The following is a 20,413-nucleotide window of genomic DNA, read 5'->3' on the forward strand; positions in this document are numbered from 1 at the left end:
ACCGGGTACGGCCGCGACCTAACAGGGCGGCCGTACCCCTCCCCAAGGGAGCCTCATGACCCCCCTGCTCGAAGTGCGCGGGATAGACAAGAGCTTCGGCCCGGTACAGGTCCTGCATGACGTCACCTTCGCCGCCAACCCCGGCGAGGTGACGGCCCTGGTCGGCGACAACGGCGCGGGCAAGTCGACGCTGGTCAAGTGCATCGGCGGCATCTACCCGATCGACGGGGGCGACATCCTCTTCGACGGCCGCCCCGTCCAGGTGCACGGCCCGCGTGACGCCGGTGAGCTGGGCATCGAGATCGTCTACCAGGATCTCGCACTCTGCGACAACCTCGACATCGTCCAGAACATGTTCCTCGGCAGGGAACGCCGCAGCGGGCTCGTGCTCGACGAGGCGTCGATGGAGGAACTGGCCACACAGACGCTCGACGGACTGTCCGTCCGTACGGTGAAGTCCATCAGGCAGCAGGTGTCCAGCCTGTCCGGCGGTCAGCGCCAGACGGTGGCCATCGCCAAGGCCGTCCTGTGGAACAGCAAGGTCGTCATCCTCGACGAGCCGACGGCCGCCCTCGGCGTCGCCCAGACCGCGCAGGTGCTGGAGCTGGTCCGGCGGCTCGCCGACACCGGCCTGGCCGTCGTCCTCATCTCGCACAACCTGAACGACGTCTTCGCCGTCTCCGACCAGATCGCGGCACTCTACCTCGGCAGGATGGCCGCGCAGGTCAGGACCGCCGACGTGACGCACGCGCAGGTCGTCGAACTGATCACATCCGGCCGGAGCGGAGACCTGGGGATAGCGCAATGAACAAGGTCAAGGAACTCCCCGGCGAGGCGATCGTCACCGCGAAGCAGTCGCCGTCGATCGGGCACAGCGTCACCGCCTACATCGAGCGGGTACGCGGCGGCGACATGGGCGCGCTGCCGGCCGTGCTCGGCCTGCTGGTGCTCTGCACCGTCTTCGCCATCGCACGTCCCGCCTTCCTGACGGCGATCAACGTCGCGAACCTGTTCACCCAGGGCGCCGCGGTCACGGTGATCGCGATGGGCCTGGTGTTCGTGCTGCTGCTCGGCGAGATCGACCTGTCGGCCGGCTTCGCCAGCGGCGTGTGCGCGGCGGTGCTCGCGGTGACGCTCACCAACATGGGCCTGCCCTGGTACGTCTGCGTGGGGGCGGCGATCCTCACCGGCATCGTCATCGGAACCGTGCTCGGCACGCTGGTGGCCAAGGTGGGCATACCGTCCTTCGTGGTGACGCTGGCCGCCTTCCTCGCCTTCCAGGGGCTGGTCCTGGTGCTGGTCGACGAGGGGACGAACATCTCGATCCGGGATCCCGTCATCGTCGCCATCGCCAACAAGAACCTGCCGGTCTGGCTCGGCTGGGCGCTCTTCGCGGCCTGCGTGGCGGGCTACGCCGCCCTCCAGCTCGTCAGGGCGGGTCGGCGGTCGAAGCGCGGTCTGGTGGCCGACCCGATCTCGCTGATCGCGGCCCGCGTGGGCGCGCTGGCGATCATCGGGGGCGTCCTCGTCTACGTGCTCAACCTCGAACGCTCCCGCAACCCGGCCATCAGCTCGCTCATGGGCGTGCCGATCGTGGTCCCCGTGATCCTCGTACTGCTGGTCGCGTGGACGTTCGTGCTCCGCCGTACCGCGTTCGGCCGGCACATCTACGCGGTCGGCGGGAACGCGGAGGCCTCCCGCAGAGCCGGCATCGGCGTCGACCGGATCAGGATCAGCGCGTTCGTGATCTGCTCCGCGATGGCCGCCGTCGGCGGCATCGTCGCCGCCTCCCGGGCCAGCTCGGTCGACCCGAACACCGGCGGCAGCTCCGTGCTGCTGTACGCGGTCGGCGCCGCGGTGATCGGCGGCACCAGTCTGTTCGGCGGGAAGGGGCGGGTCCTCGACGCGATACTCGGCGGCGCCGTGGTCGCGGTGATCGAGAACGGCATGGGCCTGATGGGGTACGGTGCGAGTGTGAAATACCTGGTCACGGGGTTCGTTCTGCTCCTGGCCGCGGGTGTCGACGCTCTGGCGCGCAAGCGGGCGGCAGCCGCTGGTCTAAGGTGATCAGCGACTCTCACCCCTTTAAGGAAGCCCAGACGATGCGTGCCGGTCCCTCCCAGGAGGACATCAGGCGTCACAACCTCGGCGCCCTGTTGCGGCACGTCCATCTGGGCGGGCCGACCTCCCGCGCCGAGCTGACGTCGAAGATGGGCCTCAACCGCAGCACGATCATGGCGCTGACCTCCGACCTCACGGCGGCCGGGCTGGTACGCGAGGAGTTGCCGCGCGAGACCGGCCGCGCGGGCCGCCCCTCGCTCGTGGTGCGTCCGGAGTCGGCGCGGGTCTACGTGTTCGCCTTCGACGTGGGCCCCGACCGGCTGGCCGTCGCGCGCGTCGGGCTGGGCGGGGTGATCCTCGACCGCAGGGAGGCCGTACGACTACGCGGCCCGTTCGAGCTGGAGGAGCTGGCCGGGATCCTGGCCGGCTTCGCCCGGCAGATGCGGCGCAAGACCAGGGCCGACACGGTCTGCGTCGGCGCGGCCGCGGCGGTCGCCGGTGGGGTGCGCAAGGGCGACGGCATGATCAGGTTCGGCCCCAACCTGGGCACCGAGGAGGTGCCGTTCGGTGAGGAGCTGGGCCGCAGGCTGGGCCTGGGCCTGCCCGTGAGCGTGGGCAACGACGCCAACCTGGCCGCGCTGGCCGAGCACAGCCGCGGTGTCGGGGCCGCCGTCAGGGACCTGATCTACCTGCACGGAGACGTCGGCATCGGCGGCGGGATCATCGCGGGCGGTCACCTGCTGGGCGGTCACGACGGCTACGGCGGCGAGGTCGGCCACATGGTCGTCAACCCCGGCGGGCGGGCCTGCGGCTGCGGTTCGCACGGCTGCCTGGAGGCCGAGGTGGGGGAGCGGGCCCTGCTGGAGACCGCCGGCCGGCTGGCCGGCGAGCAGCACGGCAGGGACGCGGTGCGCGCCGTGGTCGACGCCGCGGACCGGGGCGACATCGTGGCCCAGGAGGCGCTGAAGAAGGTCGGCGATTGGCTCGGCCTGGGCGTCGCCAACCTGGTCAACATCTTCAACCCGGAGATGGTCATCTTCGGCGGGATGCTGCGGGAGATCTATCTCGGCGCGGCCGCTCAGGTGCGCACCAGGCTGACGCTGCACGCGATGGCGCCGCAGCGGGAGAAGCTGCGGCTGCGCACCTCGGCCCTGGCCGACGACGCGACGCTCGTGGGCGCGGCCGAGCTGGCCTTCGCCCACGTGCTCGCGGACCCGCTGGAAGTGCTGGCCAGGGCCAACGCTTAGGAGACCCGGCTCCTCGGCGCGGTCCAGGTGTTGCAGTATCGGGCCGATCCGCCGCTGTAGCCGCGGTCCTGCCAGTAGGCGAGGTTGGCCGGCTTGCCGTGGACCTTGCTCTCCCCGGCCCTGCTCACGGCGTCGGTCCACTCATCCCAGGTGATGCCCGGGTCGATGGAGTCGAGCGTGGAGCTGTAGAAGACGCCGGCGAAGCACTCGGCCTGCATCTCCAGGCGGTGGCTGAGTATCGTGCGCGCGCTCCCTCCGGCTCTCCAGTAGAGCCTGTTCTGCTCGTCCAGCATGCCGCTGAGCTGCTGCACGTGGTGGCCCCACTCGTGGGCGACGGAGTGCGCGATGTTCATCCGGAACGGGTCCTGAAGGTCCCGCTTCATGATCCGGATGGCGATCGTCCGCTGCGCGGGGCAGTACTGGGCGCCGTTGCTGGTGATCTTGCCGCAGACCGACCCGCTGCCGGTCGTGATGGCGATCTTCGGAGGGCTGTAACGGAGACCGGCGGCCTTGAACCTGGTGGCCCAGAAGGTGTTGGCGCACCTGGCCATGGCCCGGTGGAAGGTCTTGAGTGAGGCGGCGCTGCCCTTGCGGATCGCGGGGATCGCGCACGACTGCGGCGACGGGGTGCCGGACCGATAGATCTTGTTCTTGGCCAGTACGGCGGGCGGCGCCATCTGCGCGACCTGCGGTGCCGTGGTCTCCGCGTTGGCCGTGCCAGATAGGGCCAAACCCACGACCATGCCGACAGATGCGGCGATAAGGGGTATACGCACGATCGCGGATACTAGACCACTAGGTGGGGCCCTGTTCGCGAGACCTGTGCTTTGTCCGGAAAGCGCAATGCGGCCGCGCCGTAGGGCGCGGCCGCATCAGAGCGGGAGGGGAGGACTAGGCGACGGTACGCGCCGACGCGGCCCAGGTGTTGCAGGAGCCAGGGGAGGCCCCGCCGTAGCCGCGGTTCATCCAGTACGCCTGCGACGGGCCGCGGCCGTGGTCGTTCTGCGGCCAGCCCTTGGCGCCGTTCTTGCGGAACCAGTTGACGGTGTAGTCCCACTCACCCGAGTCGACGGGCAGCGTGCCCTCGACCGTGCGCATGAAGGCCGAGGAGAAGCACTCCGCCTGCAGCTCCGACCGGCGCGAGAGCGCGAGCTGGCCGGACCTGCCGCTGGAGTTCCTGGCGGCCCAGTAGTAGTTCCAGATGCCCGACATGTTCTGCACGTGGTGGCCGTACTCGTGGGCCATCAGCCGGGTGATGCCCAGCGCGAACGGCTGGCGCAGCTGACTCTTGGTGATCAGCATGTACATCGTGCGGTCGGTCGAGCAGTAGATGCCGTCGGCACCCGTGCTCCACGGGCCGCAAGGGGTGCGGACCTTCCTGGTGATGATGCGCAGCCGCGGCTTGCTGAAGGAGAGGCCGGCCTTGCGGAACTGGGAGGCCCAGGAGCGGTTCAGGCAGTTCGTCACAGTCGAGAGGAAGCGCTTGTAAGCCGTCGTGCTGCCCTTGGGCAGGTTGCCGGGCGAACAGTTGGAGCTGGCGAGCCGTCCCGTCCGGTACAGCGGGCTGTTCGTCGCGGCGGCCTTGCCGCGAGGGGGCGCCGCCTGCTGAGCGGCTGGCTGGACGACCTGCTGACCTGCGGAGACGGGCTTTACATCGGCTGTCGCCGTACCCGCGCCGGCCAGCGCGATAACCGCGCCTGTGGCCACAAGGGACGACAGCTTCTTCATGGGGAGAGTGTTCATAGTGAAGGAAAGACTAGGTCAAGATCGGACATATGTGGGTGGATTTGACTCTATGGAGCGCGATGGAGTCAGCAAGGCAGGCACGAACTAGACTCGATCGGGTTAGCGCACAGGAGCAGAGGGGATCGCATCCGTGAGCGGGTTGCTGGGCTCGGTAAAGGGACCACACGACGTCAAACGCCTGGATGCAGAGGAGCTGCCGCAGCTAGCGGCGGAGATCCGTGACCTGCTCGTCGACTGCTGCGCCCGCTTCGGCGGCCACCTGGGCCCCAACCTCGGTGTGGTGGAGCTCACCATCGCCCTGCACCGCGTCTTCGACTCGCCGAGCGACCCGATCGTCTGGGACACCGGGCATCAGTCGTATGTTCATAAACTGCTCACCGGCCGGGTCGAAGGTTTCGGCGCGCTGAAGCAGGAGGGCGGCCTGTCCGGCTACCCGAGCCAGGCCGAGTCCGAGCACGACTTCGTCGAGAACTCCCACGCCTCCACCGCGCTGTCCTACGCCGACGGCCTGGCCAAGGCGTTCAAGCTGCGCGGCGAGCACGACCGCACGGCCATCGCGGTGATCGGCGACGGTGCGCTGACCGGCGGCATGGCCTGGGAGGCGCTCAACAACATCGCGGCGGGCAAGGACCTGCGGCTGGTCATCGTCGTCAACGACAACGGCCGCTCCTACTCGCCGACGATCGGCGGCCTGGCCTCCCACCTGTCCTCGCTGCGGGTCAACCGCCGCTATGAGGACATGCTCGAATACGTCAAAGACAAGATCGGGAACGTTCCCGTGCTCTACGACGCGCTCCACGGCATCAAGAAGGGCGTCAAGGACGTCCTGGCCCCGCAGGTCATGTTCGAGGACCTGGGCCTGAAATACGTCGGGCCGATCGACGGCCACGACGAGCAGGCCATGGAGGCGGCGCTGCGCAAGGCCCGCGACTTCCGCGGCCCGGTCATCGTGCACGCCCTCACCCAGAAGGGCCGCGGCTACTCACCGGCGGAAAACCACGACGAGGACCAGTTCCACTCGCCCGGCGCCTTCGACCGGGCCACCGGCGCGGAGAAGCCCAAGGGCCGCATCTGGACCAACGTGTTCAGTGAGGAGCTGGTCAGGCTCGGCAAGGACCGCGAGGACCTGGTCGCCATCACCGCCGCGATGCTCCACCCGACCGGCCTGGCCGCCTTCGCCGAGGCCTACCCCGAGCGCATCTACGACGTCGGCATCGCCGAGCAGCACGCCCTGACCAGCGCGGCCGGGCTGGCACTCGGCGGCATGCACCCGGTCGTGGCCGTCTACGCGACCTTCCTCAACCGGGCCTTCGACCAGCTGCTCATGGACGTGGCCCTGCACCGGCTGCCCGTCACCGTGGTGCTCGACCGGGCGGGGGTCACCGGCGACGACGGCGCCAGCCACAACGGCATGTGGGACCTGTCGATCCTGCAGGTCGTCCCCGGCCTGAAGATCGCCGTGCCGCGCGACGGCGAGCGGCTGACCGAGCTGCTCGGCGAGGCCGTGGAGGTCTCCGACGGCCCGACCGTGCTGCGCTTCCCCAAGGGCCCGGTCGCCGAGCCGATCGAGGCCGTCGGCAAACTGGGCACGATGGACGTGCTGCGCGCGGGCGAGCCCGACGTGCTGCTGGTGGGCGTCGGCCCGATGGCGCGGATCTGCATGGACGCCGCCCTCCTGCTCGACGCGCAGGGCATCTCGGCGACCGTGGTCGACCCGCGCTGGGTCAAGCCGCTCGACGAGGCGCTCGTGGCCGCCGCGAGCGCCCACAAGCTGGTCGCGGTCGTCGAGGACAACGGCCGCGTGGGCGGCGTCGGCGACGCGGTGTCCCGCCTGCTGCGCGACGCCGACGTGGACGTGCCCGTACGCGGCTACGGCATCCCGCAGCGCTTCCTCGACCATGCCAAGCGGGCCGCGATCCTCGGCCAGATCGGGCTGACCGGCCAGGACCTGGCGCGCGAGATCACCGAGGCGATCGCCAAGCGGAGCAGCCCCATCGAGACCCAGTCCACGCCGCGCTGATCGTCCTGGTCACCCCCCGGATAGGAATGATCACTCGGGGTAGGGGAAGACGCTGGGTGTGGACATCTTTCGCACCAAGAGCGTCGAGCAGTCGATCCTCGACACCGAAGCCCCCGAGCATCGGCTGCGAAAGCGACTGACCGCCGTCGACCTCACGGTCTTCGGCATCGGCGTCATCGTCGGCACCGGCATCTTCGTCCTCACCGGCCGCGTGGCCAAGGAGACGGCCGGTCCGGCGGTGGCGCTCTCCTTCGTCGTGGCCGCCGTCGTCTGCGGTCTGGCGGCGCTGTGCTACGCGGAGTTCGCCTCGTCGATCCCCGTGGCCGGGTCCGCCTACACCTTCTCGCTGGCCACCCTGGGCGAGTTCCCGGCCTGGGTCATCGGCTGGGACCTGATGCTGGAGATGGCGCTGGCCGGGGCGGTGGTTGCGGTCGGCTGGTCGGGCTACTTCGCGTCGCTGATGTCCTCGCTGGGCCTCGAACTGCCCGGCTGGATGGCGGGGGAGCACCCCGTGGTCAACCTGCCCGCGATGGTCATCGTGCTGATCCTCACCTGCGTCCTGACCGCCGGGATCAAGCTGTCGTCGCGGGTCAACCTGGTCATCGTCACCATCAAGGTGGCGGTCATCCTGCTCGTCATCGTGGCCGGGCTGTTCTTCATCAACTCGGCCAACTACTCGCCGTTCATCCCGCCGCCGGTGTCCACACCGAGCGTCGAGGGGCTGAAGGCGCCGCTGATCCAGGTGCTGTTCGGCATCACGCCCGTCGCCTTCGGCGTGATCGGCATCTTCTCGGCCGCCGCGATCGTGTTCTTCGCCTTCATCGGCTTCGACATCGTCGCCACCGCCGCCGAGGAGACCATCAAGCCGCAGCGCGACCTGCCGCGCGGCATCATCGGCTCCTTGGCCATCTGCACCGTCCTGTACGTCGCGGTGTCGCTGGTCGTGGTCGGCATGCAGCGCTACGACAAGCTGAGCGAGAAGGCGCCGCTCGCCGACGCCTTCACCGCGGTCGGGCAGTCCTGGGCGGCCCTGCTGATCAGCATCGGCGCGATCGCCGGCCTGACCACCGTGGTGATGATCCTCATGCTGGGGCAGAGCCGGGTGCTGTTCGCCATGTGCCGCGACGGGCTGCTGCCGGTCGCGCTGGCGAAGGTCCACCCCAGGTTCGGCACGCCAGCCCGGCTGACGATCATCATCGGGCTGGTCACCGCGGCGCTGTCCGGGTTCATCTCGCTCGGCGCGCTGGCCGAGCTGGTGAACATTGGGACGCTCTTCGCGTTCGTGGTGGTCTCGGCAGGTGTGATCGTGCTGCGCCGCACGCAGCCGGACCTGCACCGGGCCTTCCGTACGCCGATGGTGCCGCTGCTGCCGATCCTGTCGGTGCTGGCCTGCCTCTACCTGATGCTCAACCTGCCGGTCGAGACGTGGCTGCGATTCCTGGTGTGGCTGGTCATCGGTGCCGTGCTCTACTTCGCCTACGGCTACCGCCACAGCCGGGTCGAGGTGACCGGCCCGAAGGGGTAGGCGCCCGGGTCAGCCGGATGGCGGCCGAATGGTGAAGACCGCTCCGCCCGCCGCCTTCATCCGGCAGGAGTTGGAGAAGATGTAGGTCCATCGCAGCGAGGTCCCGCGCCACTTGCCCACCACCACGACGGTGTGCGGCTGGTACTCGTCGGTGCACACCGGATTGGGCACCACGTTGAGCTTGCCCGGGTCGCCCTTGACCTTCCGCAGCAGGTCGCAGGCCGCGGCGGGGGTGGGGTGGCTGCCGCCGTCGGGGTCACAGGTGAGGGTGGCCCCCCTCGGCAGGTCGTCCACCACGACAACGATCTTCAGCGTCGACTTGGGGGCCGTTTCGGCGAGTGCGGGGGTCGCCGTCGCCAGCGCGACTCCGCACAACGCGATCGTGCCGACTGCTCTCATCATGGATCTTCTCCGTTCGTAGCGCGGCGAACACACTACGTGACGGCACGCCGGACCTTGGGAGACCCGCCGAATGGGCCTCCCAAGATCCGGTCAAGCCTGCCCGTCTCAGGCGGGCACGGAAGCTGTGCCGGCCGGGAGGAAGCGCGGCCGGGCCAGACCCGACCTGTCCAGGTACGGGGTGATCCCGCCCAGATGGAACGGCCAGCCCGCGCCGAGGATCATGCACAGGTCGATGTCCTGCGCCGCCGCGACCACGCCTTCGTCCAGCATGATCTGGATCTCCTCGGCCAGTGCCCGCAGCACACGCAGCCGTACCTCGGCGGCGGTGGAGGGTGCCGAGCCGCCCGCGAACAGCGCCACCGCCTCGGGGTCGAGCGAGAAGTCGGGCAGATAGACGCCCGGCTTGCCGGCGGCGACCAGCTTGGCCATGTTCGCCGAGACGCCGAAGCGCTCCGGGAAGGCCGCGTGCAGCGTCTCGGCCACGTGCAGGCCGACGGCCGGCCCCACGAGCTGGAGCAGCGCGAACGGCGTCATCGGCAGCCCGAGGTCGTCGAGCGAGTGCTCGGCGACCTCCAATGGCGTGCCCTCGTCGACCGCCGCGATCACCTCGCCCATGAAGCGGGTGAGCAGCCGGTTGACCACGAACGCCGGAGCGTCCTTCACCAGCACCGACGACTTCTTCAGCGACCGGCCCACGGCGAAGGCGGTGGCCAGCGTCGCGTCGTCCGTCGCGGGCGCCTTGACGATCTCCAGCAGCGGCATCACCGCGACCGGGTTGAAGAAGTGGAACCCGACCAGCCGCTCCGGACGCTCCAGCGCGGCGCCCATCTCGGCCAGCGAGAGCGAGGAGGTGTTGGTCGCGAGCACGCAGTCGGCCGAGACCACCGCCTCCACCTCCGCGAACACCTGCCGCTTGACCGCCATCTCCTCGAAGACCGCCTCGATGACGAAGTCGGCGTCGGCGAAGGCATCCTTGGTCAGTGAGCCGGTCACCAGCCCCTTGAGCCGGTTGGCCTGGTCGGCCGAGACGCGGCCCTTGGCGAGCAGCTTGTCGACCTCGGCGTGCACGTGGCCCACGCCCTTGGCGAGCCGGCTCTCGTCCAGGTCGGTCAGCACGACCGGCACCTCCAGGCGGCGGGCGAACAGCAGCGCCATCTGCGAGGCCATCAGCCCCGCGCCCACCACGCCGACCTTGGTCACCTTGCGGGCCAGCGCGGCGTCGGGGGCGCCCGCCGGGCGCTTGGCCCGCCGCTGCACCAGGTCGAAGGCGTAGAGCCCGGCCCGCAGCTCGTCGCCCATCAGCAGGTCGGTCAGCGCCTCGTCCTCGGCGGCGAAGCCCTCGTCGCGCGTGGCCGTACGGGCCAGGGCGACCAGGTCGAGCGCCCGGTAGGGCGCGGGGGAGGAGCCGCGCAGCTTCATGTCGACCAGGAAACGCGCGTCGGCGACCGCCTTGTCCCAGTCGTCATCGGCGTGCGAGCCGCGGGCCACGACGGTGTCGCCGGTGAGCACCCGGGCGGCCCAGCGCAGCGACTCCTCCAGGAAGTCGGCCGGCTCGAACATCACGTCGGCGACGCCCAGCTCGAACGCCTGGGCGCCCTTGAGCATCCGGTTCTGCGACAGTGGGTTCTCGATGATCAGCTTGATCGCGCGGGCCGGGCCGATCAGGTGCGGCAGCAGCTGCGTACCGCCCCAGCCCGGCACCAGCCCGAGGAAGCACTCGGGCAGCGCGATGGCCGGGACACCCGAGGAGATCGTCCGGTAGGTGCAGTGGAGGGCCACCTCCAGGCCGCCGCCCATCGCCGCGCCGTTGACGAACGCAAACGACGGGATCGGCAGCTCGCCCAGGCGGCGGAACACGTGGTGCCCCAGCGCGCCGATGGCCCCCGCCTCCTCGCGCGAGGCCATGGTCGCCGCGCCCTTGAGGTCGGCGCCGACCGCGAAGACGAACGGCTTGCCCGTGACGCCCACGGCGGCCAGGTCGGTGCGGGCGGCGATCTCGGACAGCGCGCCGTTCAGCGCGAACAGCCCGTGCGGGCCGAAGGTGTTGGGCTTGGTGTGGTCGAAGCCGTTGTCGAGGGTGATGAGCGCCATCGTGCCGGCCCCGCCGGGCAGCTCGACGTCGCGGATCAGGGCCTTGGTGACGACTTCGCCGGTGTCGCGCTCGGTCAGCAGCGAGCGCCAGGTCTCGAGGTTGCTCATGCCAGGTTCTCCCAGATCACGGTACCGCCCATGCCCATGCCGACGCACATGGTGGTGATGCCGTAGCGAACGTCGGGGCGCTCGCCGAACTGCCGCGCGAGCTGCGTCATCAGCCGCACGCCCGAGGAGGCCAGCGGGTGGCCGAAGGCGATGGCGCCGCCGTAGGGGTTCACCCTCGGGTCGTCGTCGGCGATGCCGAAGTGCTCCAGGAAGGCCAGCACCTGTACGGCGAAAGCCTCGTTGATCTCGAACAGCCCGATATCGGAAATATCGAGATTTGCCAGGCGGAGCGCCCGCTCGGTGGACGGGATCGGGCCCACGCCCATCACCTCGGGGTCCACTCCGGCGAAGGCGTAGGAGACCAGCCGCATCTTCGGCGCCAGGCCCAGCTCGGCGGCCGTCTCGGCGGCGGCCACGACGCAGCCGGTGGCGCCGTCGTTGATGCCCGAGGAGTTGCCCGCCGTGACGTTGCCGTGGGCGCGGAACGGCGTCTTGAGCGCGCCCAGCCCCTCCAGCGTGGTGCCGGGGCGCGGCGCCTCGTCCTCGACCGCCAGGCCCCAGCCCCGCTCGGCCGTCCTGATCGCCGTGGGGACCAGGTCGGGCTGGATCCGGCCGTCGGCGTACGCCTTGGCCACCTTCTCCTGCGACAGCACCGCGTAGGCGTCGGCGCGGTCCTTGGTGATCGTGGGGAAGCGGTCGTGCAGGTTCTCGGCCGTCATGCCCATGACCAGGGCGCTCGGGTCGACGAGGCGCTCGGACAGGAACCTCGGGTTCGGGTCGACACCCTCGCCCATCGGGTGACGGCCCATGTGCTCGACACCGCCCGCGATGGCCACGTCGTACGCGCCGAACGCGATGCCGCCCGCGACCGTGGTCACCGCGGTCATCGCGCCCGCGCACATGCGGTCGATCGCGTAGCCGGGCACGGTCTTGGGCAGCCCGGCCAGCACCGCCGCCGAGCGGCCGATGGTCAGGCCCTGGTCGCCGATCTGGGTGGTCGCGGCGATCGCGACCTCGTCCACGCGCTCCGGCGGCAGCCCCGGGTTGCGCCGGATCAGCTCGCGGATGACACGGACGACCAGGTCGTCCGCGCGGGTCTCCGCGTACATGCCCTTGGGCCCCGACCGGCCGAAAGGTGTGCGTACGCCGTCGACGAACACGACGTCACGAGAGGAAGGCACGGATTCGCTCCTCGTTGCTCGGCAGTTACCGCGCCTATGCTACTGGTCAGTAACCACGACGCGGACGAGGCCCGTGCCCACCGCCGAACCCGCCGGCGTCGGCGCCTCGGTGGCCCGGCTCATCGTGTCGGTGAAGCCGTACGGACCCGACTCGCGGAACGGGCGTGGCGCCCGTACAGCCGGGCGACTCACGGAGCGGGCGTGGCGCCCGTACGGCCGGGCGGCGGCGTCACCGCCCACCCGCGGTCGCCGGAGAGCCTGCTGAGCGCCCGCTGCGGCGTCCTGGGCGGCTAGGCGTGCAACTCAGCGTTCGCGTCCGCGTACGGCCCGCACACGCGCGTCCCGGGGGCCTGGGTGCGCGCCGGTGCGGGGAGCGCGGCGAGGAAGGAGCGTGAGCGCGAGTACGGCCGGCGGCGGGCTCTGTCCGCGCGCCGGGACCCGATCGGCGAGCGATTGGGAGGAGGCGATCGGCACGAGCGGGCCGGAGGGCGTGGCGACTGGGAGGGGCCGGAGAGCGTGACAGCTGAGAGGAGGCGGTCAGTGCGAGCGAGCCGGGGAGCGTGACGATCGCGGTCCGGTGCGCGCCCGCGCCCAAACCGGTCGGCGGCAGGGCTCGCGCCCGCACCCAAACCGGTCGGCGGCGGGGCGCCGGGAAGGGGTGCGGCCTCGATTGTGCGGGTCATGATGTCGTCACCGCGCGTGACCGCGTTCTGAATTCCGGTCTTTTGGATGGAGCCCTCGATTGGACCGAAATTCCCCTCCTGGCCGAGATCAGCGCCGTCATGCGCGGCCTTTGCTGGCTTTAGGGGGGCCGTGTCCCATTACCGTGCGTATAGGACTGGAGCAGGTGCGTGGTCATGTGCAGGCAACCCTCGGGCATACCCCTCGGGGGGGTCTGCTGAAACGGAAGATCGCAGTTGTGACTCCAGCTTATTTATGTGCATCCTGTGAAATTTCCGGACAAGTGGTGGAGAAGTCTGTTAGGAAGGGTCGCGGTCCAGATTCGTATTAGAGAGGTTCCATCGTGGCGCGCGACGAGAACGACAGGCCATATGAGGATGGGCAGGGCAGGCCGGCGAACCCGGAGCTGACCGGCGACGTTCTGTCTCCGCGCTGGAGCACGGACGACACCGACGAACAGCCGGCCATTGTGGTCTCGGGCAATGAGACCTACATCCTTCCGCCGGACAAGGGCGCGCCCGAGTTGTACACCCCGCCGTCCGAGGGACAGCACCGCGCGACGGGTGCCGAGGGTGAGCTGTACACGGGTGACCCGGCCAGCGGTCCTTTCTATGGGGATTCGCTTTACACGGGTGGCGACCAGTTGTACGCCGGTGACGCGCCGAGCGGGCCGCTCTACAGCGGTGACTCGGCCAGTGGGGCGCTTTACACGGGCGATGCGGAGAGGGAGCCGCTCTACTCCGGCGACACCGGCGAGCCGCTCTACACGGGCGACGCCCAGAGTGGGCCGCTTTACACGGGCGACGCGCCGAGCGGGCCCCTTTACACCGGTGACGAGCCGAGTGACGCCTACCTCCCGCTCGACAAGAGCTACGGGTCCTCCTACGACGATGACGAGTCCGCGGAGCCCAAGCGCGGCTTCCTCGGCTCCGGCTGGACCGACGGCCCCCAGGGGGGCGGTCACCAGGCCGAGGGCGACAAGGAGGTGCGCCGCCGTACCAAGAAGCTGCTCATGGCGGCCGTCGCGGTCGTCGTGCTCGGCGCGGGGGCCGGCTGGATGCTGACCGGTACGTCCTCCGACGACCCGTGCCAGAGCGGGAAGTGCGCCAGCGCCGAGCAGGTGAGCGCGCCGGCCGCCTCTCCCACGGACTCGGAGCCGACCGACACCGAGGAGGAGGCCACCGACCCCACGGAGTCGGACTCCCCGGAGCCGACCGCGTCGGCCACCGCCGCCCCGTCGCCGACCGCCGCCCGGGTGCGCACCACCCGTACCCCCTCGCCGCGGGCCACCCGCACGCGCATCGGCGAGCCGACCGCCAAGCCGAGCACCCGGGCCACCAGGGCGACGCAGAGCACGATCAAGGACACCGACACCGGCACCACCCAGAAGCAGGCGACGCAGGAGCCGGCCAAGCCGGAGACCAGCCAGTCGACGCAGGCGGTTCAGCAGACGCAGGCTCCGGTGCCGGCTCCGACGGAGACCAAGAAGGGCCTGTTCGACATCCTGTTCCCGTGGGGATGAAGTCCTTCGGCGGTGACTTCCTGTCGCGCCGGCCCCGAGACGTGTAAGGATGCGGACCCAGGTGCCGGTCTGGCACACTGGGAAACCGCTTTCCGGGAGGTCTCGTGGTCACGCTGGAAGACGTCGCCAAGCAGGCGGGCGTCTCACTCGCCACCGCCTCGCGGGTGCTCAACGGCAGCACCCGCCAGGTGGGCGCCGACCTGCGGGCCCGCGTCGAGCGAGCCGCGTACGAGCTGGGCTATCGCGCCAACATCGCGGCGCAGACACTGGCCCGCGGGGCGAGCAACGTCATCGGCATCGTGGTCCACGACCTGACCGACCCCTACTTCGCGGCGCTGGCCGACGGCGCGATGCGGGCCGCGGCCGGCGAGGGGCTGCTGGTCATGGTGGGCACCACGCACCGCGACCCCGAGCAGGAGATCGCCTACGTGGCGACGCTCAACGCCCAGCGCGTACGCGCCGTGCTGCTGGTCGGCTCCCGCGTCGCCGAGCCTGAGGTCACCGAACGGCTCCGCGTCGAGCTGGACCGCTACCGGGCCAGCGGCGGGCGGGCCGCGTGCGTGGGCCAGGACCTGCTGGGCGTCGACACGGTCGCGCCCGCCAACCACGAGGGCGCCGCCGCCCTGGCCCGCTCGCTGGCCGGGCTGGGCCACACCCGCTTCGCCGTACTGGCCGGGCCGCCGCGCCTGATGACCGCCCGTGACCGCTGTGCCGGGTTCGTGTCGGCGCTGGCCGAGCTCGGCCTGCCGGAGCCGCGCGTCATCGAGGGCCCCTTCGACCGCGACGGCGGCTACCGGGCGGCCCAGGAGACGGGGGACGCGACGTGCGTGTTCGCCGTCAACGACGTGATGGCCGTGGGGGCGCTCGCCGCCTACCGTGAGCGGGGGATCCGGGTGCCGGACGAGGTGTCGGTGGCCGGCTTCGACGATATCGCGACGCTGCGCGACCAGGTGCCCGCGCTGACCACGGTACGGCTGCCGCTGCAGGACATGGGCGCCCGCGCCCTCGAGCTGGCCCTGGCGGCGGAGGAGGAGCCGACGGTGGAGCAGGTGCCGGGCGAGGTGGTTTTGCGCGAGAGCGTACGGGCGCTGCGCTGAGCTCGCCGTACAGGGCGTGGACAGGGGGCGCTTCCGAAGGGGAGGCGCCCTACAGGCGGGACGGTCGCTCGGGAGGGCGTAATGAAACTGGCGGTCAGCACGCTCGGGATGCCGGGCGATGGGCTCGACAGGGCGATCGAGGTGGCGACCGCGCAGGGTTGCCAGGGCCTGGAGCTGCGGTTGCACCCCGACACCGGCGTACACCGGGGTCTGTCGGCGGATGAGCGGTCGTCGGTGCGGCAGCGGGTCGAAGCCGCAGGTCTGGAAATATCGGCGCTCGCCGGATATGTCGGCGTATGCGAGCCGGGCCCTGACGAGCCCGTCGTCGAGGCGCTCGTCGCGGACCTGACGCTCGCGGCCGACCTCGGCGCCCCGGGCGTCCGGGTGTTCCCGCGTGGCGAGGACCCTGCGATCGGAGCGCGCAGGCTCAAGGCGGTCTCCGCCACGGCCGCCGGACTTGGTCTGCGGGTGCTCGTCGAGACGCACGACCAGATGGCCACCGGCGCGGCCGTCGCGCGACTGCTCGACGAGGCGGCCTGCCCAGAGACCACCGGTGCGCTCTGGGACCTGCTCCACCCGTGGCGGCACGGCGAGTCCCCGGCTGACACATTGGCGCTTCTCGGCCCGCACCTCGCCTACGTCCAGGTCAAGGACGCGGTCTCCGCCCAGGACACCACTCCGGTGCCGATGTGGACCGGCACGGTGCCGCTGGACGAGTGCGGTGAACTGCTGCGCTCGTGGGGCTACTCCGGGTGGGTGTCGCTGGAGTGGGAGCGCACCTGGTATCCCCAGGTCGCACCGGTGGAGGAGATACTGCCTGGGGCCGCCGAGTGGGTGCGGCGTTTCAGAAGGGAGTAGCAGTGACGAGCGACCCGGTGAGGGACCCAGCCAAGGGCTCAGCGAGGGCCAAGGTGCTGGTGGTCGGTATGGACGGCCTGCGCTTCGACCGGTTGGTCGCGCTGGAGCCGCCGGTGCTGAGCGGGCTGATGTCGGCGGGCGCGTACGGGACGAGCCTGCTCCCGTACGGTGAGGCCGCCGCCCCCCGCACCGAGTCCCCCGGCGAGATCGTCCCTGAGGGCACCGCCACTTCGGGCGAGGGCACCGCCGCTTCGGACCAGGTCTCCTCCAGCAGGGCCATCAGGTCGCGGACCGATTCCGGGCCGGGATGGTCGTCCATCGCCACCGGGGTGTGGCCCGACAAGCACGGCGTTGTGGACAACGCCTTCACCCGCCCCCAATTCGCGAAATATCCTGACTTCTTGACGCGCGCCAACACGGCCCGCCCCGACCTGACCACCGCGGCGTTCTTCTCCTGGGCGGCGCTGGCGGACCACGGCGCGTTCGGCCCGGACATCGGCACCCGCCTCGCCCTGGACGGCTACGCGATCACCTGGCCGACCGCCGACAAGCAGGTAACCGAGGCCGCCGAGAACCACCTCGCGAGCACCGGCGCCGACCTCACCTTCGTCTACCTGGGCGAGACGGACGAGGTGGCCCATGACCTCGGCCCGCACTGCCCCGAATACACCGAGGCGCTGCACACCCAGGACGCCTACCTCGGCCGCTTCCTCGACGCGATCCGGGACAGGCCGACGTTCGCCGGCGAGCGCTGGACCGTGCTGGTCACCACCGACCACGGCCATGTCGACGAGGGCGGCCACGGCGGCACCTCCATCGAGGAGCGAACGGTCTTCGTCATCGCCGCCCGCCTGGGCGCGAACCTCAGCGGCCCGGATTTCAGCGGCCCGGAGCTGGGCGGCGCGGAGTTGGGCCGTGCGGAGCTGGGCGGCACAGACCCCAGCGGCGCGAACCCCAGCGGCGCGAACCTGGGTCGTCCCGGCCTCGGCGGTCCGAGGCTGGTGGACGTCGGCCCGACCGCGCTGGCCCTGCTCGGCATCGACCCCGACCCCGCCTGGGGCCTCGACGGTGTGCCGCTGGAGGTGTGAGCGACGCCACTGTTCATCAAGTGTTGAATTCTTTGCCGTAAAGCGTGAAACTCGTAACGAGACGCTGAACGGTGGGAGTACACCCGATGACGACGGCACTGGACTTTTCCGACATCGACGGCGGCATGCTGGCCGAAGTCGGTGGCAAGGCGGCCAACCTCGGTGAGCTGACCCGGGCCGGGCTCCCCGTCCCGCCCGGCTGGGCGCTCACCACCGAGGCGTACCACGAGGTGGCGCAGGCGGCGGGCCTGGACGACGTCATCGCGACCGGCGGCCCGGGCCTCGCGGAGGCCGCCAGGACGCGGCTGCTGGGGGCCCCGATCCCCGAGGCCGTCGCGCGGTCCGTCCGCGAGGCGTACACCACACTGAGCCAGGCCGTGCACCAGGACGCGGCGCCGGTCGCGGTGCGGTCCTCGGCCACGGCGGAGGACCTGCCGTTCGCCAGTTTCGCCGGTCAGCAGGACACCTACCTCAACGTGGTCGGCGCCGACGACGTGCTCGACGCCGTACGCCGCTGCTGGGCCTCGCTCTGGACCGACCGCGCCGTCGCCTACCGTGACTCCAACGGCATCGACCACGCCTCCGTACGGCTGGCGGTGGTCGTCCAGGTCATGGTCGACGCGCGGACGGCCGGCGTACTGTTCACCGCGAACCCGCTCACCGGCCGCAGACACGAGGCCGTCATCGACGCGAACCCCGGGCTCGGCGAGGCCGTGGTCTCCGGCGCCGTCAACCCCGACCGGTTCGTCGTCGACGCGGCGAGCGGCCAGATCCTCGACCGGCACGCGGGCGACAAGCGGCTGACGATCCGCGCTCTGCCCGGCGGCGGCACGGAACGCGTCGAGTCCGCCCACGACGGCTTCTGCCTGACCGACGAGCAGGTACGCGACCTGGCCGCGCTCGGCACCCGCGTCGAGGACCACTACGGCGCGCCGCAGGACACCGAGTGGGCGATCGACGCCGACGGCAAGCTCTGGCTCACCCAGGCCAGGCCGATCACCACGCTCTACCCGCTGCCCGAGACCACCAGGCAGGGCCTGCGGGTGTACTTCTCCATCAACGTCGCCCAGGGCGTCATGGGGCCGCTGACCCCGATGGGGCTGTCCGCGTTCCAGTTGCTCAGCTCGGGTGCCGCTGGGGTCTTCGGCTACGGCCCGGCCAGGGCGCGTGATGGGGCGGCGTTCATGTTCGAGGCCGGCCAGCGCGTCTGGCTGGACCTCACCACGGCCGTGCGCAGCCGGATGGGCCGGGCGATCATGCCGCGCGCCCTGCTGATGGGCGAGGCCAGGGCCGGGGCGGTGCTGACGGACCTGTTCGAGGAGCCCCGGTTCTCGCTGATCCACACCTCGCGCCGCCCGTTCTTCCGCGCGGTGGCGCACTTCGCCCGCCGCGTACACGCCCCGAAGCGGCTGTTCCAGGCGCTGACCCGGCCTGATCGGGCGATCGCCTACACCAGGCGGATGGGCGACGAGCTGGACCGGCGGCTGCGGGTGCCCGGCACCGCCACGCCCGTCCAGCGGCTCGACCACGCGGAGCGGATGCTCAGCACCGCGTTCCCGGTGATCGTCTCGCTCATGCCGATCGCGGTCGCCGGCTATGGGCTGTTCGCGCTGGCCTCGAAGCTCTCCGGCCTGTCCATGAGCGACATGCAGGACGTGCTCCGCAGCGTCCCCAACAACCCGACCACCGAGATGGACCTCGAACTCTGGGCGCTGGCGACGCGCATCGAGCCGGAACCGTTCAGGAACGAGCCGGTGAGCGAGCTCGTACGCCGCTTCAAGGCCGGTGAACTGCCCCCGAAGGCTCAGCAGGGGATAACTGCTTTTCTGGATAAGTACGGGCATCGCGGCATCGCCGAGATCGACCTGGGCGTCGCGCGCTGGTCGGAGGACCCGACGCACATCCTCGGCGTCCTGGCCAACTACCTGCGCATGGAGGGCGGCGCCGACCTCGCGCCCGACGCGCTGTTCGCCAGGGGAGCGGCCGAGGCCGAGGCGGCGGTCGCGCGGATCGTGGCGACCGCTCGCCGCAAGGGCGCGCTCCGTGGGGCCGTCACCCGGTTCGGGCTGCGGCGGACCCGGATGTTCGCCGGGGTGCGCGAGATGCCGAAGTTCTACCTGGTGAAGACCCTGGCCGCGATCCGGCGGAGCCTGCTGGTCGTCGGCGAGCACCTGGTGACCACCGGCGTGCTGGACGCGGCGGACGACGTGTTCTACCTGCGGATCGAGGAGGCGCGGTCGGCGCTGGACGGGGGCGACCTGCGTACGACGGTGACCGAGCGGCGGGCGGCCTACGAGCGGGAGTCACGCCGCAGGCACGTGCCGAGGATCATGCTGTCGGACGGCACCGAGCCCGAGGCCCTGGCGGCCCCCGCCGCGGCGGGCGCGCTGATCGGCAGCGCCGCCTCCGCCGGTACGGTCACCGGCCGGGCCAGGGTGGTGCTCGACCCGGTCGGGGCGCACCTGGAGCCGGGGGAGATCCTGGTCTGCCCGTCGACCGACCCCGGCTGGACGCCGCTGTTCCTCACGGCGGGCGGGCTGGTGATGGAGATGGGCGGCGCCATGTCGCACGGCGCGGTGGTGGCTCGTGAGTACGGCATCCCGGCGGTGGCCGGCGTCCCGGACGCCACCCACCGCATCGTCACCGGCCAGGAGATCACCGTGAACGGAGCCGCGGGCACGGTGACGATCACCGAGGCCGACGAGCCGGACGAAGCCACGGCACGGGACGAACCGGCCGCCAGCCCGGCCTGACCCGGTCGGGGTCAGGAGGGGCGGCACAGGACG

The 20,413-nt window shown here is 70.9% G+C and carries 16 protein-coding genes; 10 read left to right on the plus strand and 6 right to left on the minus strand.

Features of this window, described 5'->3' with window-relative positions:
* Positions 1-55 precede the first annotated feature (55 nt).
* Genes ACQP2T_RS18335 through ACQP2T_RS18345 form a run of 3 tightly spaced genes read left to right on the plus strand, consistent with a single transcriptional unit; the run spans position 56 to position 3,308 of the window.
* A complete protein-coding gene (locus ACQP2T_RS18335; protein ID WP_357940942.1) occupies positions 56-808 on the plus strand; it encodes an ATP-binding cassette domain-containing protein in 753 nt (250 codons plus the stop codon).
* On the plus strand, positions 805-2,067 hold the full coding sequence (locus tag ACQP2T_RS18340) for a sugar ABC transporter permease (RefSeq protein ID WP_433517330.1): 1,263 nt from the start codon (positions 805-807) through the stop codon (positions 2,065-2,067). The genes ACQP2T_RS18335 and ACQP2T_RS18340 overlap by 4 nt, the downstream gene beginning before the upstream one ends.
* 35 nt (positions 2,068-2,102) lie before the next feature.
* On the plus strand, positions 2,103-3,308 hold the full coding sequence (locus tag ACQP2T_RS18345) for an ROK family transcriptional regulator (protein WP_357940946.1): 1,206 nt from the start codon (positions 2,103-2,105) through the stop codon (positions 3,306-3,308).
* Here the strand turns inward: ACQP2T_RS18345 and ACQP2T_RS18350 are convergent.
* Together ACQP2T_RS18350 and ACQP2T_RS18355 are read right to left on the minus strand one after the other, a co-directional pair.
* The gene (locus ACQP2T_RS18350; RefSeq protein WP_433517331.1) at positions 3,305-4,084 is read right to left on the minus strand and encodes a neutral zinc metallopeptidase; all 780 of its coding nucleotides are present in this window, start codon (positions 4,082-4,084) and stop codon (positions 3,305-3,307) included. The two genes, ACQP2T_RS18345 and ACQP2T_RS18350, sit on opposite strands and share 4 nt — an antisense overlap.
* 115 nt (positions 4,085-4,199) lie before the next feature.
* The gene (locus ACQP2T_RS18355) at positions 4,200-5,036 is read right to left on the minus strand and encodes a neutral zinc metallopeptidase (protein WP_433517332.1); all 837 of its coding nucleotides are present in this window, start codon (positions 5,034-5,036) and stop codon (positions 4,200-4,202) included.
* 157 nt (positions 5,037-5,193) lie between these two features.
* On the opposite strand from ACQP2T_RS18355, the gene dxs reads away from it, so the two are divergent.
* Together dxs and ACQP2T_RS18365 are read left to right on the plus strand one after the other, a co-directional pair.
* On the plus strand, positions 5,194-7,074 hold the full coding sequence (dxs, locus tag ACQP2T_RS18360; protein WP_433519790.1) for a 1-deoxy-D-xylulose-5-phosphate synthase: 1,881 nt from the start codon (positions 5,194-5,196) through the stop codon (positions 7,072-7,074).
* Between the two features lie 58 nt (positions 7,075-7,132).
* Positions 7,133-8,599 carry an amino acid permease gene (locus ACQP2T_RS18365; protein WP_433517333.1) on the plus strand — a complete coding sequence of 489 codons (1,467 nt, stop codon included), beginning with the start codon at positions 7,133-7,135 and terminating at the stop codon, positions 8,597-8,599.
* 9 nt (positions 8,600-8,608) lie between these two features.
* On the opposite strand, the gene ACQP2T_RS18370 is transcribed toward ACQP2T_RS18365, so the two are convergent.
* From ACQP2T_RS18370 to ACQP2T_RS18385, 4 genes are all read right to left on the minus strand, one after another.
* Complete coding sequence (locus ACQP2T_RS18370) at positions 8,609-9,001, minus strand: SSI family serine proteinase inhibitor (protein WP_433517334.1); 393 nt, start codon at positions 8,999-9,001, stop codon at positions 8,609-8,611.
* Positions 9,002-9,106: 105 nt separating this feature from the next.
* Positions 9,107-11,200, minus strand: a complete 2,094-nt coding sequence (locus ACQP2T_RS18375; protein WP_433517335.1) for a 3-hydroxyacyl-CoA dehydrogenase NAD-binding domain-containing protein — start codon at positions 11,198-11,200, stop codon at positions 9,107-9,109.
* A complete protein-coding gene (locus ACQP2T_RS18380) occupies positions 11,197-12,360 on the minus strand; it encodes a thiolase family protein (protein WP_433519791.1) in 1,164 nt (387 codons plus the stop codon). Before ACQP2T_RS18380 ends, ACQP2T_RS18375 begins: the two co-directional genes overlap by 4 nt.
* A 60-nt stretch (positions 12,361-12,420) precedes the next feature.
* Positions 12,421-12,573 carry a hypothetical protein gene (locus ACQP2T_RS18385; RefSeq protein WP_433517336.1) on the minus strand — a complete coding sequence of 51 codons (153 nt, stop codon included), beginning with the start codon at positions 12,571-12,573 and terminating at the stop codon, positions 12,421-12,423.
* An 832-nt stretch (positions 12,574-13,405) separates the two neighbouring features.
* Here ACQP2T_RS18385 and ACQP2T_RS18390 point away from each other — a divergent pair.
* The 5 genes from ACQP2T_RS18390 (at position 13,406) to ACQP2T_RS18410 (ending at position 20,380) form a co-directional block, all read left to right on the plus strand.
* Positions 13,406-14,584: a hypothetical protein gene (locus ACQP2T_RS18390; protein ID WP_433517337.1), complete on the plus strand. Its 1,179-nt coding sequence runs from the start codon at positions 13,406-13,408 to the stop codon at positions 14,582-14,584.
* 104 nt (positions 14,585-14,688) lie between these two features.
* Complete coding sequence (locus ACQP2T_RS18395; protein ID WP_433517338.1) at positions 14,689-15,681, plus strand: LacI family DNA-binding transcriptional regulator; 993 nt, start codon at positions 14,689-14,691, stop codon at positions 15,679-15,681.
* Positions 15,682-15,762: 81 nt separating this feature from the next.
* Entirely contained in the window at positions 15,763-16,539 is a 777-nt protein-coding gene (locus ACQP2T_RS18400) for a sugar phosphate isomerase/epimerase family protein (RefSeq protein ID WP_433517339.1), read from the plus strand.
* Positions 16,540-16,541: 2 nt separating this feature from the next.
* Complete coding sequence (locus ACQP2T_RS18405; RefSeq protein WP_433517340.1) at positions 16,542-17,627, plus strand: alkaline phosphatase family protein; 1,086 nt, start codon at positions 16,542-16,544, stop codon at positions 17,625-17,627.
* 86 nt (positions 17,628-17,713) lie between these two features.
* A complete protein-coding gene (locus ACQP2T_RS18410) occupies positions 17,714-20,380 on the plus strand; it encodes a PEP/pyruvate-binding domain-containing protein (RefSeq protein ID WP_433517341.1) in 2,667 nt (888 codons plus the stop codon).
* The last annotated feature ends 33 nt before the right edge of the window (positions 20,381-20,413 follow it).

This window comes from Nonomuraea sp. CA-143628, assembly GCF_050942315.1.
GTDB lineage: Bacteria > Actinomycetota > Actinomycetes > Streptosporangiales > Streptosporangiaceae > Nonomuraea.